This window comes from Catenuloplanes niger (assembly GCF_031458255.1).
GTDB lineage: Bacteria > Actinomycetota > Actinomycetes > Mycobacteriales > Micromonosporaceae > Catenuloplanes > Catenuloplanes niger.
Map to the genome: position 1 here is coordinate 695,315 of NZ_JAVDYC010000001.1, position 15,191 is coordinate 710,505.

12 protein-coding genes are annotated in these 15,191 nt (G+C 72.6%); 8 read left to right on the forward strand and 4 right to left on the reverse strand.

Annotated elements, in window-relative coordinates; all coding sequences use genetic code 11:
- Window positions 1-9 precede the first annotated feature (9 nt).
- Window positions 10-1,695: a hybrid sensor histidine kinase/response regulator gene (locus J2S44_RS03070; RefSeq protein WP_310408847.1), complete on the forward strand. Its 1,686-nt coding sequence runs from the start codon at window positions 10-12 to the stop codon at window positions 1,693-1,695.
- Between the two features lies 1 nt (window position 1,696).
- On the opposite strand, the gene J2S44_RS03075 is transcribed toward J2S44_RS03070, so the two are convergent.
- Together J2S44_RS03075 and J2S44_RS03080 are read right to left on the reverse strand one after the other, a co-directional pair.
- On the reverse strand, window positions 1,697-2,263 hold the full coding sequence (locus J2S44_RS03075) for a DinB family protein (RefSeq protein ID WP_310408848.1): 567 nt from the start codon (window positions 2,261-2,263) through the stop codon (window positions 1,697-1,699).
- Window positions 2,264-2,411: 148 nt separating this feature from the next.
- Window positions 2,412-3,590 (reverse strand): cytochrome P450, encoded by a 1,179-nt coding sequence (locus J2S44_RS03080; protein WP_310408849.1) that lies wholly within the window; start codon window positions 3,588-3,590, stop codon window positions 2,412-2,414.
- A gap of 163 nt (window positions 3,591-3,753) precedes the next feature.
- On the opposite strand from J2S44_RS03080, the gene J2S44_RS03085 reads away from it, so the two are divergent.
- The 6 genes from J2S44_RS03085 (at window position 3,754) to J2S44_RS03110 (ending at window position 10,088) form a co-directional block, all read left to right on the forward strand.
- Window positions 3,754-6,042, forward strand: coding sequence for a LamG-like jellyroll fold domain-containing protein (locus J2S44_RS03085; RefSeq protein WP_310408850.1), 2,289 nt, complete (start codon window positions 3,754-3,756; stop codon window positions 6,040-6,042).
- Between the two features lie 126 nt (window positions 6,043-6,168).
- The gene (locus tag J2S44_RS03090; RefSeq protein ID WP_310408852.1) at window positions 6,169-7,002 is read left to right on the forward strand and encodes an undecaprenyl-diphosphate phosphatase; all 834 of its coding nucleotides are present in this window, start codon (window positions 6,169-6,171) and stop codon (window positions 7,000-7,002) included.
- Between the two features lie 47 nt (window positions 7,003-7,049).
- A complete protein-coding gene (locus tag J2S44_RS03095; protein ID WP_310429460.1) occupies window positions 7,050-7,727 on the forward strand; it encodes a response regulator transcription factor in 678 nt (225 codons plus the stop codon).
- 139 nt (window positions 7,728-7,866) lie between these two features.
- Window positions 7,867-9,198 (forward strand): sensor histidine kinase, encoded by a 1,332-nt coding sequence (locus J2S44_RS03100; RefSeq protein WP_310408853.1) that lies wholly within the window; start codon window positions 7,867-7,869, stop codon window positions 9,196-9,198.
- A 55-nt stretch (window positions 9,199-9,253) separates the two neighbouring features.
- A complete protein-coding gene (locus tag J2S44_RS03105; RefSeq protein WP_310408854.1) occupies window positions 9,254-9,829 on the forward strand; it encodes a PepSY domain-containing protein in 576 nt (191 codons plus the stop codon).
- A 100-nt stretch (window positions 9,830-9,929) separates the two neighbouring features.
- Window positions 9,930-10,088, forward strand: a complete 159-nt coding sequence (locus J2S44_RS03110; protein WP_310408855.1) for a hypothetical protein — start codon at window positions 9,930-9,932, stop codon at window positions 10,086-10,088.
- Between the two features lie 84 nt (window positions 10,089-10,172).
- Here J2S44_RS03110 and J2S44_RS03115 read toward each other — a convergent pair whose 3' ends face one another.
- Window positions 10,173-12,731: a CARDB domain-containing protein gene (locus tag J2S44_RS03115; protein WP_310408856.1), complete on the reverse strand. Its 2,559-nt coding sequence runs from the start codon at window positions 12,729-12,731 to the stop codon at window positions 10,173-10,175.
- A gap of 158 nt (window positions 12,732-12,889) precedes the next feature.
- On the opposite strand from J2S44_RS03115, the gene J2S44_RS03120 reads away from it, so the two are divergent.
- Window positions 12,890-13,741, forward strand: a complete 852-nt coding sequence (locus tag J2S44_RS03120; protein WP_310408858.1) for a helix-turn-helix domain-containing protein — start codon at window positions 12,890-12,892, stop codon at window positions 13,739-13,741.
- On the opposite strand, the gene J2S44_RS03125 is transcribed toward J2S44_RS03120, so the two are convergent.
- Window positions 13,719-15,101, reverse strand: coding sequence for a short-chain fatty acyl-CoA regulator family protein (locus J2S44_RS03125; protein WP_310408859.1), 1,383 nt, complete (start codon window positions 15,099-15,101; stop codon window positions 13,719-13,721). The genes J2S44_RS03120 and J2S44_RS03125 overlap by 23 nt on opposite strands.
- Window positions 15,102-15,191: the final 90 nt, after the last annotated feature.

Sequence of the window (15,191 nt, forward strand, 5' to 3'; positions counted from 1 at the left end):
ATTCGCTACATGTCGGATTTGTCGGAACAGATCCGGCCGGAGATCGACTTCGAGGCGCTGTTCGGTGCGTTGCCGGCGCTGTTCCTCGTCCTGGACCCGGAGTTCCGGATCGTCGCGGTGAACGACGCCTACCTGGACGCCACCATGACCCGGCGGGCGGAGATCGTCGGCCGCGACATCTTCGCCGTGTTCCCGGACAACCCCGACGATCCCGCGGCGACCGGTGTGGCGAACCTGCGCGCCTCGCTGGAGCGGGCCGCGCGCACCCGCCGGCCGGACAGCATGGCCGTGCAGAAGTACGACGTGGCCCGCCCGGACGGCGGCGGCTTCGAGGAACGCTACTGGAGCCCGCGCAACGTGCCGATCACCGACGCGCAGGGCCGGCTCGCGTACCTCGTCCACCACGTCGAGGACGTCACCGAGTTCGTCCTGCTGCAACGCCAGGGCGTGCGGCACACCGCGGAACTGGAGGAGTGGGCCGGACAGATGCAGGCGGTGATCCTGCGCCGCTCCCAGGAACTGCACGAGGCGAACCGGCTGCTGCGCGCGGCGAACGACGCGAAGAACGACTTCCTGTCCCGGGTCAGCCACGAACTGCGTACCCCGTTGAACGCGATCCTGGGTTTCAGCGAACTGCTCAGCCTCAGCGTGCCGGAACCGGAACACCACGACTGGTCCACCATGATCCTGAAGGCGGGCCGGCACCTGCTGGTGCTGCTCGACGACGTGCTCGACATCTCCCGCATCGAGGGCGGCCACCTCACCCTGGAGGCCGAGGCGGTGCCGGTCGGGCCGCTGATCGACGAGGCGCTCGCCCTGATCCGGCCGATCGCGGACGCGGCCGGGGTGCACCTGACACCGCCACCGCGGCTGCCCGCCGACCTGTGCGTCAGCGCGGACCGGCACCGGCTCCGCCAGGTGCTGATCAACCTGCTGTCCAACGCCGTCAAGTACAACCATCCCACCGGTACGGCGAGCGTCTCCGTGGGCCGGCGACCCGACGGCATCCTGCGCATCCGGGTGGTGGACACCGGCCGCGGCATCCCACCGGAGGCGGTCGGCCGGCTGTTCACCCCGTTCGAGCGGCTGGACGCGGCGCGGGCCGGCTTCGAGGGCACCGGGCTCGGCCTCGCGCTGTCCCGCCACCTGACCCTCGGCATGGGCGGCACGCTCGAGGTGTCCAGCATCCCCGGGCGCGGCAGCACGTTCCGGATCGATCTGCCGGTCACCACCGGATCGGCGCGCGAGGCCCAGGTGGTGAACGCGGCGAGCCTGGAACCGCGCACGTACGCCGCACCGCGCACCGTGCTCTACGTCGAGGACGTCGCGGAGAACCTGCGGCTGGTCGAACAGATGCTGGCCCGCCGCCCCTCGGTCACGCTGATCGGCGCGATGCTCGCGGTCACCGGCCTGGACCTGGCCCGCGCGCACCACCCCGACCTGATCCTGCTGGACCTGCACCTGCCGGACATGCCCGGCGAGGCACTGCTGGAACTGTTGCGCGCGGACCCGGTCACCCGCGACATCCCGGTCGTGGTGCTCAGCGCGGACGCCACCCAGCACCACATCGACGCGCTGCACGCGTGCGGCGTCGCCGCCTACCTCACCAAGCCGATCGCGATGCGCGACCTGCTCGACACGCTCGACACGCTGCTCGCCGCGCCCGCCGCCGCGGAACCCTCGATCGCGGTGTGACTCACTGCCCGGTGCGGCCGTCGATGCACTCGCGCAGCAGGTCGGCGTGGCCGCAGTGCCGGGCGTACTCCTCGATCATGTGGACCAGCACGTCGCGGACCGCGGTCGGCTCGCCGCGCGCGGTGGTCCGCACGGTGCCGAGGTCCGCCTCCGTGATCGAGTCCAGCCAGGCATCCGCGTCGGCGACCTGCGCGCGCCAGGACGCGAACGCGTCCGCGACCGCCTCCGGCGTGCCGGCCGCCTCGGCGAAGTCGAGATCCTCGTCGTCCGGCCGCCAGTAGATGCGCGGCACGTCGAGACGGCCGCGCAGCACCCGGTGGAACCAGTTGTGCTCGACCCGCGCCATGTGCCGCACCAGCCCGAGCAGGCTCATCGTGGACGGCGGCACCGACCGGGCGGCCAGCTGCTCCGGCGTCAGGTCACGGCACTTGAGCTCCAGCGTGAGCCGGTAGTTCGTCAGGTACTCCCGGATCGTGGCCAGCTCACCGACCGGGTTTCCCGAGGTGCGCGGGTCCTCCTCCGGCTTCAGGAACATCCCACCGAACCCCACCGCACGCTGTTCCGCCATCCCGCCACGATGCCGCCTACCCACGGCCGGGCACAACAGGGTTTTCCGCGACCACCCACCCCACCGGCAGGGAGGCCGCCCGCGGCCGACCGGTGCCCGCGGGAGCACCGGGACCCGGCCACGCCGGAAGCGGGAGAACGATGTGGAATCAGATCTGGGGGACGTCCCACTCGACGATCAGCCGGTCCAGGCCGCGGAAGTTGAGGCTCGGCCGCCAGGCCGGTTCCGCGTCGTCCTCGGCGAGGCGCAGGCCGGGCAGGCGGTCCAGCAGCGCGCGGAGCACGATGTCACCCTCCAGCCGGGCGAGGCCGGAGCCGATGCAGAAGTGCCGGCCGTGCCCGAACGCGAGGTGCCGGGCCTGGCCGGTGCGCTTGAGGTCGAGCGTGTGCGGGTCCGGGAACGCGGCCGGGTCCCGGTTCGCGGCGCCGCAGACGAGCAGGATCGGCTGTCCCGTCTCGATCCGCTTGCCGCCGAGCTCCAGGTCCTCGGTGGCGCGGCGAAGGATCATCGGCAGCGGGCTGTCGTAGCGCAGCAGCTCCTCGAGCGCGGTCGCCGGGTCCTCGGTGAGCGCCGGGATCTGGCCCGGGTTCCGCAGCAGCGCGAGGAGCGCGTTGCCGAGGAAGTGCGTGGTGGTCTCGTGGCCGGCGAGCAGCAGCAGGATCGTGTTCGCGACCGCCTCGTCCCGGTCCAGGTCACCGGCGCGCAGCAGCGCCTCCGGCCGGTCGATCAACGTGTCGAAGTACTCGGCCATGCCACGGATCCCCCGATCCGTGGCCGCCTTCTCCGCCGGCGTCAGCCGCGCGTTGCCGAACGCGACCGCCACGTCGTTCGACCAGGCGAGCAACTGCTCACGATCCCCCGCGGGTACGGCGACGAGCGCGCAGATCGCGTTGAACGGCAACGGCACCGCGAGGTCGGCCACCATGTCCATCCGCCCGCGCGGAAGCACATCGTCGATGATCTCGTGGACCGCCTGCGTGATCATCGGCCGCAGCGCCTCGACGGACCGGGCCGTGAAGGTGCGGCCGGCCGCCTTCCGCAGCCGGGTGTGCTCCAGCGCGTCCCGGTAGAGCATGGTCCGGGAGATCACGGTGGCGAACTCACGAAGGTCGCCCATGACGTCCCCCGGATCCGGAAACCGGACGGAGGACAGACGGGCGTCGTTCGCGGCGGCGCTGACCAGCTCGTGGCCGGTCACCACCCAGGCGCTGAGGGCGCGGTCCCAGTAGCAGGGGTCGGCGTCGCGGAGGCGGTCGTAGAACCCGTAGATGTCCCGCTGCACCTCCGGCCGCACGGCGGCCAGCAGCGTCCGGGGTCGGTCGGTCACCACAGTCGCTCCTCCACGGGTCGAGCAGGCGATAACGGTATCAACCCGGCGCTTCGCCGATCGCCGCTCCGCCCACCTGATCACACTCGGCGATTATTCCTTTACTCCTGGACGGCGGGCTTTCTACAGTGCAGCGTCCACAAGTCACGATCCGGGGGTACCGGTGCTCTCACCGTCTCGGCCACGACCTGCCCGGAATCGGTTCCGGTCACGTCCTGGCACAGCGTCACTGATCGTTCTCTCCGTCGCGGCCGGGTCGCTGCCGCTGTTACCGGGCACCGCCGTCGCGGCCCCGGGAACGCCGGCGGGCATCGCCGGACGCAACACCCCACCCACCGCGCCGACCGGTCTGCAGCCCGCCGGGAACGGCTCCACGTGCGGCGCCGTCGGCACGCTGACCGCCACCTTCCAGGCGGTCCCGCACGACCCCGACGGCGGCAGCCAGTCGGTGGAGTGGCAGTGGGCCGAGGTGGACGCCACCGGCACCTACCGGCCGCTGCCCGCACCGGCCGCGACGACCGCGTCCAGCGGCGGCGTCGCGCGTGCCGAGCCCGTCCCGCTGACCGAGGGGACGGCGTACGCGTTCCGGGCCCGCTCCACCGACGCGGCCCCGCGTCCGGCCACCGGACCGTGGTCGGCGTGGTGCGAGTTCCACCCGGACGTGACCCGGCCGGCGCAGCCCACGATCACCATGGTGACCGCGCCGACCGGTCCGGGCACCCCGGTGGAGTACCGGATCACCAGCCCGGACGCGGACGTCACGACGTTCCGGTACGGCTGGTCGCAGACACCGCTGAGCGAGGTCGCCGCGACCACGTCCGGTGCGCTGCGGACCGCCACGGTCCGGCTCAGCGCGCCGACGTACGGCCTGATCAACCTGTACGCCTACGGCGTCGACGCCGCGCGCAACGACGGCGTGCTCGGCAGGAGCGCGGACTTCATCGTCCCCGCACCGCGTGCGGCGATCGCGCACTTCGGCCTGGAGACCTACCCGGGCACGAACGAGAGCGCCGCACTCGCCGACCAGCAGCCGGCGTGGGGCGGTGATACGCCGCTGACCACGACGGGCACGGTCTGGACCGAGCACGCCCGGCTGCGCAACGTACGCACGCTGACGTTCGGCGATCCCACGGCACGGGCCGAGGCGCCCGGCCTGACGCCGGACACCACCGCGTCGTTCTCGGTCGCGGCCTGGGTCCGGCTCGACGACCTCGACGGCACCCAGACGATCGCGGCCACCGACGGCGGCCCCGGCGGGTGGAGCCCGTTCCGGCTCCAGTTCCGCGGCGACGACGACCGCTGGTGCATGACGCTCAACGCCCGCCTCGACGACGGCACCGCGGTCAGCGCCTGCTCCCCCACCGCGCCGGTCGCGGGCCGGTGGACGCACGTGGCGGGGTCGTGGGACGCCACCGAGGGCACCATCCGGATCTGGGTGGACGGCGTGCCGACGGCCGTGCCGTTCACGACCCCGCTGACCACCGGCGCGCCGTTCCTGCTGGGCCGGGCCACGAACGCCGGTGGCGCCGCGGAGCAGCTGCGCGGCGGTCTCGCCGACGCCCGGTTCTTCGACCGGGTGCTCACCGCCGCCGACCTCACCGGCACGGTCGCCTCGGATCCCGGCTCGGGTGGCCTCACCCGGATCGGCCTGCTGCACCCGGTGCAGGTCGCCGACTGGAGCTTCGGACTCGCGGGATGGTGCTACGAGGAGGGCAACTACCAGTCGTGGGACTGGGTCTGCCAGGCGCCGGACTCGTCCCCGTTCAACCGGCGGCTCTCCACGACCACCGGCGCGTCCGTCGCCACCGACCGCGACGGCGGCAACGCGCTCGAACTGAACGGCACCCACTTCACCGACGACCCGTCGGACCCGCACCACGGCGAGTCCACCGTCGAGCGCGCGTACGCCCAGTGGAACACCGCACCGGCGGGGCAGGAGGAGACCTGGGTCCACAGTCCGATCGTCCGCACCGACCAGTCCTTCACCGTCTCCGCGTGGCTGCGACCGGACGCGCTGCCGGCCGGCACGCACCCGGCCGTCTCGATCGCCGGCGACGTCCGCTCCGCCGTGGAGATCGGCATCCGCACGTACACCGTCGACGGTGTCGCCCAGCGCCGGTGGGCGATCGTCTCCGCCGGCTCCGACTCGGCCGCCGCACCGGTCAGTGAGGTCTCCGGCGGCGTCGTCGACGAGGCCGGCCTGGGCTCGACCTGGACGCACGTCACGGCCGCGTTCGACGCTTCGACCGGGACGGCACGCCTGTACGTGAACGGCGACCTGGTCGCCGACGGCCCGTGGCAGGGCCGGTGGCCGGCCAACGGACCGCTGACGCTCGGTGCCGGCCGGGACGGCGGCGCCTGGACCGGGCAGTGGTACGGCGCGCTCGACGACGTCCGCGTCTTCCACGGTGTGGGCACCGACGGCTGGGTGCGCACCCTCGCCACCGGCTGACGCGGTGGCCCGGTCCTCCGGCGGCGCCGTGCGGCGCGCCGGAGGACCGGGTCTGCCGATCGGCGGGACGATCCCTTACCAAAGTCGCATCCGGGCGGGCCGGTGCGGCTCGTACCGTCAACGCCCGTGAACATCCTCGAAGCGATCCTGCTCGGTGCCGTCGAAGGCTTCACCGAGTTCCTGCCCGTGTCGAGTACCGGGCATCTGACGATCCTGGAGAAGCTGCTCGGCTACCGGATCGACGCGCCGGACGTGACCGCGTTCACCGCGATCATCCAGCTCGGCGCGGTGCTGGCCACGGTGATCTATCTGCGGGCGGACATCGCGCGGATCGTACCGGCCTGGTGCCGCGGGCTGTTCGACGCCGCGCACCGAGGTGCCGACTACCGGTTCGGGTGGGCGGTGATCCTCGGGTCGGTGCCGATCGCGATCGTCGGGCCGCTGTTCAAGGACCGGATCGAGACGACGCTGCGCAGCCTGTGGTTCGTCGGCGGTGCGCTGATCGTGTGGAGCGGCGTGCTGTGGTTCGCCGACCGGGCCGCCACCCAGCGCCGGCACGAGACGGACGTGACCTGGAAGGACACCCTGATCATCGGTGCCGCGCAGTGCCTCGCGCTGATCCCGGGCGTGTCCCGGTCCGGCGCCACCATGTCCGCCGGGCTGCTGCGTGACCTGGACCGGGTGACCGTGACCCGGCTGTCGTTCTTCCTGTCGGTCCCGGCGCTGACCGCGGCCGGCATCCTCCAGGGCGTCACCCGGTACGACACGATCGCGGCCGGGATCGGCTGGGTGCCGACGCTGGTCGCCACCGTGGTCAGCTTCGCCGTGGCGTACGCGTCGGTGACCTGGTTGCTGAGGTTCGTCGCCCGGCACACGTACACGGTGTTCATCGTCTACCGGGTCGTGCTCGGCGTGGTCGTCCTCGCGCTGGTCGCGACGAACACGATCCCGGCCGTGTAGCGGGCCGTTCAGCGCCGTTTCAGCATCCGCGCGGGACAATGGCGGACGTGCGTGTGCTGGTCGTCGACGATGAGGTGCGGTTCACCCGGACGCTGCGGGCCGGGCTGGAGGCCGCGGGCTTCGCGGTCGACGTGGCCCACGACGGCGTGGACGGGCTGTGGCTGGCGCGGGAGAACACGTACGACGCGATCGTGCTCGACCTGATGCTGCCGAAACTGAACGGCTACCGGGTGTGCGCCACGCTGCGGGCGGAGCGGAACTGGACGCCGATCCTGATGCTGACCGCGAAGGACGGCGAGTGGGATCAGGTCGAGGGTCTGGACACCGGCGCGGACGACTACCTGACCAAGCCGTTCTCGTTCCCGGTGCTGGTCGCGCGGCTGCGCGCGGTGACCCGGCGCGGGCCCCGGGAACGACCGGTGCTGATCGAGGCCGGTGACGTGCGGCTCGACCCGGCGGCGCGGCGGGTGTGGCGCGGCGACGCGGAGGTGGAGCTGACCGCGCGGGAGTTCGCGCTGCTCAGTCACTTGGCCCGGCACAAGGGGGACGTGGTGTCCAAGCGGGACATCCTGGACACGGTGTGGGGTTTCGACTTCGACGGCGACCCGAACATCGTCGAGGTCTACGTCCGCCACCTCAGGAACAAGATCGACCGGCCCTTCGGCCGGGAGACGATCCAGACGGTACGTGGTGCGGGCTATCGCCTCGGGACCGACGGTGCCTGACGACCGGCCGGACCGGGCTTCGGCGTCGGAGCGGGCTTCGGCGTCGGCGTCGGAGCGGGTTTCGGCGTCGGCATCAGGGCCGTCGGCATCAGGGCAGGCCTCGGCGGCCGGGCGGGCGTCGGGGCGGGCCTCGGCGTCCGTGAAGGTGCGGGCGACCGCCGGTGCGGTGCTGGTGGTGGCGATCGCGCTGATCGCCGGCGCGGTCGCGCTGGTCGTGATGGTCCGGGAATCGCTGCGCGACGGCCTGGAGGCCCAGGCGGAACAGCAGATCGCCACGCTGGCCACGCAGCTCGGCGCGGCGCGACCCGGGACGCCGGGCCCGGATCCGGCACCGGCACCCGACGGGACCGCGCCGCGGACGGCGGATGAGGACGACGACGAGGAGCCCGAGGACCTCGTATGGCAGGTGATCGACGCGAGCGGCGCCGTGGCCGGCGCGTCCCGGTCGCTGCCCCGGGCGCTGCCGGCCGAGGACACCGCCCGGTTCACGCTGCCCGGCGCCGACCATCCGTACCTGGTGCGCACCGATCGGGCCGGCGGGTGGACGATCGCGGTCGGCGTCTCGCTGGAGGACGTCGACAACGGCACCGAAGCGCTGGTCACGCCGCTGCTGACCGGTATTCCACTGCTCCTGCTGGTCTGCGCGGCCGTCACCTGGATCGTGGTCGCGCGGGCGCTCGCGCCGATCGAACGGATCCGCCGCGAGGCCGAGGAGATCACCGGCGACCGCTTGGACCGCCGCGTGCCCGAGCCCGCGTCCCGCGACGAGGTGCATCGGATGGCCCGCACGATGAACCGCATGCTGGCCCGTCTGCAGGCCTCGCGCGAGCGGCAGCAGCGGTTCGTCGCGGACGCCTCGCACGAGCTGCGGTCGCCGCTGACCAGCATCCGGCAGGCCGCGGAGGTGGCGGACGCGCTGCCGGCCGGCTACCTGGCGGAGACCGTGCTGGAGGAGTCGGCCCGGATGTCCCGGCTGGTCGACCAGCTGCTGGTGCTGACCCGGGCCGGGGAGGGGGCGGTCACCCGTACCCACGCGGATGTCGATCTTGATGATCTGCTCCTGGCCGAGGCCGCGCGCGTGCGCCGGGCCGGGCTCACCGTCGACACCACCGGGGTGGCCGCGGGGCGGGTGCGCGCGGACCGGGTCGCGATGGGCCAGGTGGTCCGGAACCTGGCCGACAACGCGGCCCGGCACGCCACCGCGCGCGTCGCGGTCGCGCTGCGCCGGACCGCGGACGGCGTCGAGCTGACGGTCGACGACGACGGCCACGGCATCGCCGCCGACCAGCGCGAACGCGTCTTCGACCGGTTCGTCCGCCTGGACGAGGCGCGGGCCCGCGACGACGGCGGCAGCGGTCTCGGCCTGGCGATCGTCAAAGAGATCATCAACGGGTACGGCGGGAGCGTCACCGCCGCGGAGTCACCGCTGGGCGGCGCCCGGTTCACGGTCCGGCTCCCGTCTTCAGGCTGATTTCAGGAAGGCCGGCGCAGGCTGTGCCCGTAACCTCACCGGAAGGGCACATCACATGAACATCGCCAGGCTCCGCAGCAAGCGCGTGATCGTCTCCACCGTCGCGGTGGTCGCGGCCCTCGGCATCGGTGGCGGCGTGTGGGCCACCGCGGCCGGCGCCGACGTCGGCAGCGGCGAGCGCGACCGGGCCGGCACCGCCGCGGTGCAGGCGGTCGGCGGCGGCACAGTCGTCGACGTCGAGGCCGGCGACGACGACGGCGAGGCCTACGAGGTCGAGATCCGCAAGGACGACGGCACCGAGGTGGACGTCACGCTGGACGAGAACTTCGCGGTCGTCACCCAGGAGCCCGAAGCGGCCGAGACCGAGGACGGCGAGACCGAGGACGGCGAGACCGGCGGCACCGAGGCCGGCGACCGCGCCCTGACCGACGCGGAGCGCACCTCGGCCGAGCAGGCCGCGATCGCCGCGGTCGGCGCCGGCAGCACGATCCTCTCGCTCGAGGCGAGCGACGGCACCGGCGACGACGCCGGCGTCGCCTACGAGGCCGACGTGCGCGACAGCGCCGGCGCCGAGTGGGACGTGGACCTGGACGCGGCCTTCAAGGTCCTCACCAAGACCGAGGACCGGTAGCCGGGCCGGCCGGTGCGGGAGGGTGACCCCCGCACCGGCCGCCGGGCCGGCGAGCGCGCAGTGACCCGCGGACGCGGCCGGACTCTGCGAGAATGCGGGCATGGGCGACTCTGAGGAGAAGATCGGCCGGCGCGCGCTCTTCGGCCGGACCACGCTGCTGGCCGCGGGCGCCGCGGTCACGCTGCTGGGGCTGACCGGCTGCCCCGGCGGCGAGCAGGACGACAGCGACGATGACGACGGCGGCGATGACGACGACTGACGCGACGGTGCGGCCCCCGGCTCCGGCCGGGGGCCGCACCGCGTTCAGCGCGTGACGGTGCCGTTCAGCGCGTGACGGTGCCGTTCAGCGGGTGATGGTGAACTGTGAGCCGGGCTGGATGACGATGTCGCCGTCCGCCGAGTTCGTGATGGTCACGTTCGTCAGCACCGCGTTGCCGCGCGCGCCGCTCATCGCGAGGATGCCCGCGCCGTTGTTCGACCGGTCGATGCGCACGTTCGTGATCGCCACGTTCGGCATGTTCCCGCCGCCGGTCTTGAACTGGATGCCGTCGTAGGTGGAGTCGACGATCTCGGTGTCCCGGATGACCACGCCGGTGATGTCGCGCCCCTGCGGGAAGAGCGTGATCGCGCCGAACTCCTGGTCCTCGTTCCAGAACGCGCCGCCGGTACGGTACAGGCCGTTGTTCGCGATCAGCGTGGTCCCGCCGAACGGCAGCGGGCTGTGGTCGGTGGCCAGCATGATCCCGGGGTAGTTGGCCGTGTCGGACACCAGGTTGCCCTCGATCGAGTTGTTCGCGCCGCCGTAGATCGCGATCCCGTTCGCCCGCCACGGCAACTGCACCGTGTTGTTCAGGAACCGGTTACCGGACGCGATGTCCACGGACTGGTCGCGCACGTACGGGTTGGCCCACACCGCGAGCGAGTCGTCGCCCGTGGTCCGGAACGACGAGTTGACCACGCGCGAGTTCTTCGTACCGTTGCTGAAGTTGATGCCGTCCGCGAACGTGTTCCGGATGCGCATGCCGGAGAACTCGAGGTTGTTGCCCGGGTTCCAGTACGCGGGCGTGTCCGAGTAGTCGCGGCCGACCCAGGCGCCCACGTTGACGTGCTCGATCCACACGTTGCTGATCCGCGTGTCCCGGCCGAACCGTCCGTTGAGGCCGTGCCCGCGGTTGGCCCGGTTCTGCGTGTTGCCGAAGATCGCCAGGTCGGAGATCTGCGTGTTGTCGTCGATGTCGAACCCGACGTTGCCCTCGTGCGGGTGGTTGATGCCGCCGACCGCCTGGTGCGGCTGGGTGTCGGAGTAGAGCACGGTGTGCCACATGCCGGCGCCGCGGATCACCACGTTGCGCAGGCCGCGCTGGTTGTACTGGCCGCGGTTCGGGTCCGGGGAGAGGATCTTGGCTTCCTGACGCCAGCGGCCGGCCGGGATCCAGACGCAGGGGATCACGCCGTTCTCGTCGTCGGTGACCGCGCGCTGGATCGCCGCGGTGTCGTCCAGCCCGTCGTTCGGCACCGCGCCGTAGGTGGTGACCGACGTGCACCCGGCCGGCGCGGACGCGGGCGGCGCGACCTGCTCCAGGTCGATGAGGTCGATGACGTGGAACGCCGCGGTGTCACCGGCGTCGCGCTGCAGCCGGAACCGGGTGCCGGCCGGGTAGGACGTGCCGAGCAGCGCGCTGGTCTCGTCGAAGAGCCGGCGGGCGTCCGCGGACGGCGTGTTCGACAAACTCTCGGTGTCGTCCGTGGTGCCGTAGAGCCAGCTGTTCCGCGACGACAGCGTCAGCTTGCGGTGGAACTGGTCGTTGACGTACAGGCTGATGGTGTGGTCCTGGCCGCCGCCGTTCGGCGCGTCCGGCACGGAGTTGCGGACCACGATCGAGTTCGCCGGGACGGTGGACGTGAACTCGACGAACTGGCCGGTGCCGGTCAGCCGCACCGACTTCCGGCCGGACGACTCGGAACCGAAGTTGGTGTGCCCGAACGTGCGCAGCGGGTCCGCCTCCAGCAGCGTGCCGTTGTGCCGCGCGGCCTCGGCCTCGTACTCCGTGTAGGGCAGCGCGGCGCCGCGGCCGACCGCGATCGGCCGGGACAGCGCGTTGTTCGTCTCGTTCGTCTCCGGGACCGCGCCGGTCGCGTCCGCGGTGGCGGTCACGGTCGCGCCGCCGTTCACCGCGGTCCAGGTGCCGGCGATCGCGACGGTGGCGGTCGCACCGGCCGCGACGGACGGTGTCGCACCGGTCAGCGTGGTGCCGCCGACGGTGACCCGCGTGGTGGACGCGGCCGCCGTGGCGTTGCCGCGGTTCTGCACGGTGACCGAGAACGACACCGCGGCGCCGGCGGCCGGGTTCGCCGGCGTCGTGGTGACGCCGGTGACCTGCAGGTCCGGGCCGACCGGCGCCGGCGTCCAGTCGCCGATCACCTGCAGCTCGCCGATCTGGGCGCCGGGCGCGCCGGTGTTCGCGAAGAACTGCAGCTGGACGTCCGCGGCGCGGCCGGTGACCGGGATGGTGACGGTGTTGCGGTTCGCGGCCGGGTCGAACCGGTGGTCGGTGCGGGCCCGCAGCGGGGTGAACCCGGTGGCGGCCGCGGCCCGGCCGTTGACCTGCAGCTGCTGCGTACGGGCGGCCCAGATCGGGTCCGGGTTCAGCTTGATCACGAGGGCGGTGACGTCGGCGTCCGCGCCGAGCTTGACGGTCAGCGTGGCCGGGAAGCCGTTCGACTCCCAGTAGCTGCCGACGTTGCCGTCGGTGGCGTTCGGCGCGACGAACGAGAAGACCGTCGAGGACGCCTCGACCGGCTTGCCGGGCGCGAGGTCGGCGGCGGCCGCCCGGGCGGGCGTGGGGACGAGGGTGGCTGCGGCGACCGTGACCGCCGCCAGGAGAAGGTGCGTCAGCTTCATGAGCGTCCTGCTTTTCCGGGCGACGCAGCAGAAATTCCGGCCTTTTGCCGACTTCTTGCGGCGCGGGACATTCAATGTTTCAGATATGTCACTACTTCGTCAACGGTGGGTGCGCTGCACCCAGGCTCGCCCGCATGATCCGGCCTACAGTGGGCCGCATGGCTTCCTCACCGCTCGGCGACTTCCTGCGGCGCAGCCGGGACAAGGTCTCCCCCGCCGACGTCGGCATCTCCAGCACCGGCACGCGCCGGGTCGCCGGGCTGCGCCGCGAGGAGGTCGCGATGCTGGCCGGCGTCAGCGTCGACTACTACGTACGCCTGGAGCAGGGCCGCGAGCGCACGCCGTCCGCCCAGATGCTCGACGCGCTCAGCGGCGCGCTGCTGCTCGACGAGGACGCCCGCATGCACCTGTTCCGGCTGGCCGGCCTGGCCCCGCGCGGCGGCGTCGACACCGGCCCGGAGCGCGCCGACCCGGCGCTGCTCGCGCTGATGGACGCCTGGCCGGACAACCCGGCGCTGCTCTACGGCCGCGCCTACGACGTGCTCGCCGCGAACCCGCTGGCCGAGGCGCTGTTCAACGGCTTCCCGTTCTCCCGCAACCTGATGCTGACCGTCTTCCTCGACCCGGCCGCCCGCGCGCTCTACCGCGACTGGCCGACCGTCGCCGCCAACTCCGTCGCCGGCTTCCGGCTCGCCTTCGGGGCCGCCCCGCACCACCCGCGCATCCGCGCCGTGCTGACCACGCTGACCGAGCACAGCCCGGAGTTCCGCACGCTCTGGGCCGACCACCGCGCCCGCGGCAAGTCCCTCGAGGTCAAGTCGTTCCACCACCCCGAGGTCGGCGACGCCACGCTCCGCATGCACACGTTCGACGTCCGCGCCGCCCCCGGCCAGGAACTGGTCGTCTACCACGCCGACCCGGGCACCCCGTCCGCGGACACGCTGCGCCTCCTCGCCTCCGTCGCCGCGACCGCGCCGGCCACCGGCCTCAGCGCAGCGGGTACGGAATGAACGTGCTGCGGTTCTCGTCGAGGTCGAGCAGGCCGTTGATCGGGGCCGCCGCGCGCTGCGGGCAGTTCGACCGCTCGCACGTCTTGCAGCCGGGCCCGATCGGCGTCGCCGCGGCCACGTCGTGCAGGTCCGTCCCGGCCGAGTAGACCAGCCGGCCCGCGTGCCGGATCTCGCAGCCCAGTCCGATCGCGTAGACCTTGCCGGGCTGGCCGTACCCGCCGTGGTGCCGGGTGATCGTCCGGGCGATCCACAGGTAACGCTGCCCGTCCGGCATCGCGGCCACCTGGGTGACCACCCGGCCGGGCGCGCCGAACGCCTCGTAGACGTTCCACAGTGGGCACGTGCCGCCGGTACGGGAGAACGGGAAGCCGGTCGCGGACTGCCGTTTGGACAGGTTGCCGGCCCGGTCGACGCGCACGAACGAGAACGGCACGCCCCGGGCCCGCGGCCGCTGCAGCGTGCTGAGCCGGTGGCAGATGCTCTCCCAGCCCATCCCGAAGTGCTCGGTGAGCAGCTCGATGTCGTACCGGCGCTGCTCGGCCGCCTCCAGGAACCGCCCGTACGGCAGGATCAGCGCGGCCGCGAAGTAGTTGGCCAGCCCGACCCGGGTGAGGATCTGCGTCTGCACGTCGTCGAAGCGTTCCTCCTCGACGATCTCGTCGATCACGTCGGCGTACTCCAGCAGCGCCAGCTGCGCCGCCATCCGCATCGCCTCCTGCCCGGCCCGCAGCGACGTGGAGAGGTGCAGCGTGCGCGTCTGCGGCCGGTAGCGGTGCAGGTCACCGCCGAGCGCGGCGGCGTCGTCGTGCGCGATGCCGATGCCGTGCCGCTCCGCCAGGTGCGTGCGCAGCCGGGCCCGGACCTCGCCGCGGCGCAGCCCCATCGCGCCGGCCAGCCGCTCGGCCGCCTCGTCCAGGTCCGGCACGTAGTTCTGCCGCCGGTAGAAGAACTCGGTCACCTGGTCGTGCGGGGTACGGCCGAGCTGCTCCCGGTCGCCGACCAGTTCGGTGAGCTGGTCGGCGACCTGCCGGTACCGCCGGTGCAGGTCGATGACGGCCTCGGCGACGTCCGGCAGCCGGCCGGCGAACTCGGTCAGCGCCGCGACGCCACCGGCGCCGTCCAGTGCCTCGCGCAGCGCGGCGGCCAGCTGCGGCGTGGCGTGCGGGGAGAACACGCCGGGGTCGACGCCGAACAGCTCCGTCGCGCGGATCAGCACCGGCGCGGTCAGCGGCCGCACGTCGTGCTCGATCTGGTTGAGGTAGCTGGGCGAGATGCCGAGGTGCCGGGCCAGCTCGGTCTGGTTCAGCCCACGGTCCTCGCGCAGCCGGCGCAGCCGCGCCCCGGCGAAGATCTTCGTCATCGACCACCTCCGTTGGCAGTACTGCAAATATGCCGGTTAACAGGTTGGCAAGCCACCGCCGAAACTTCGCAGTAATTGGCTTCTTGCGTG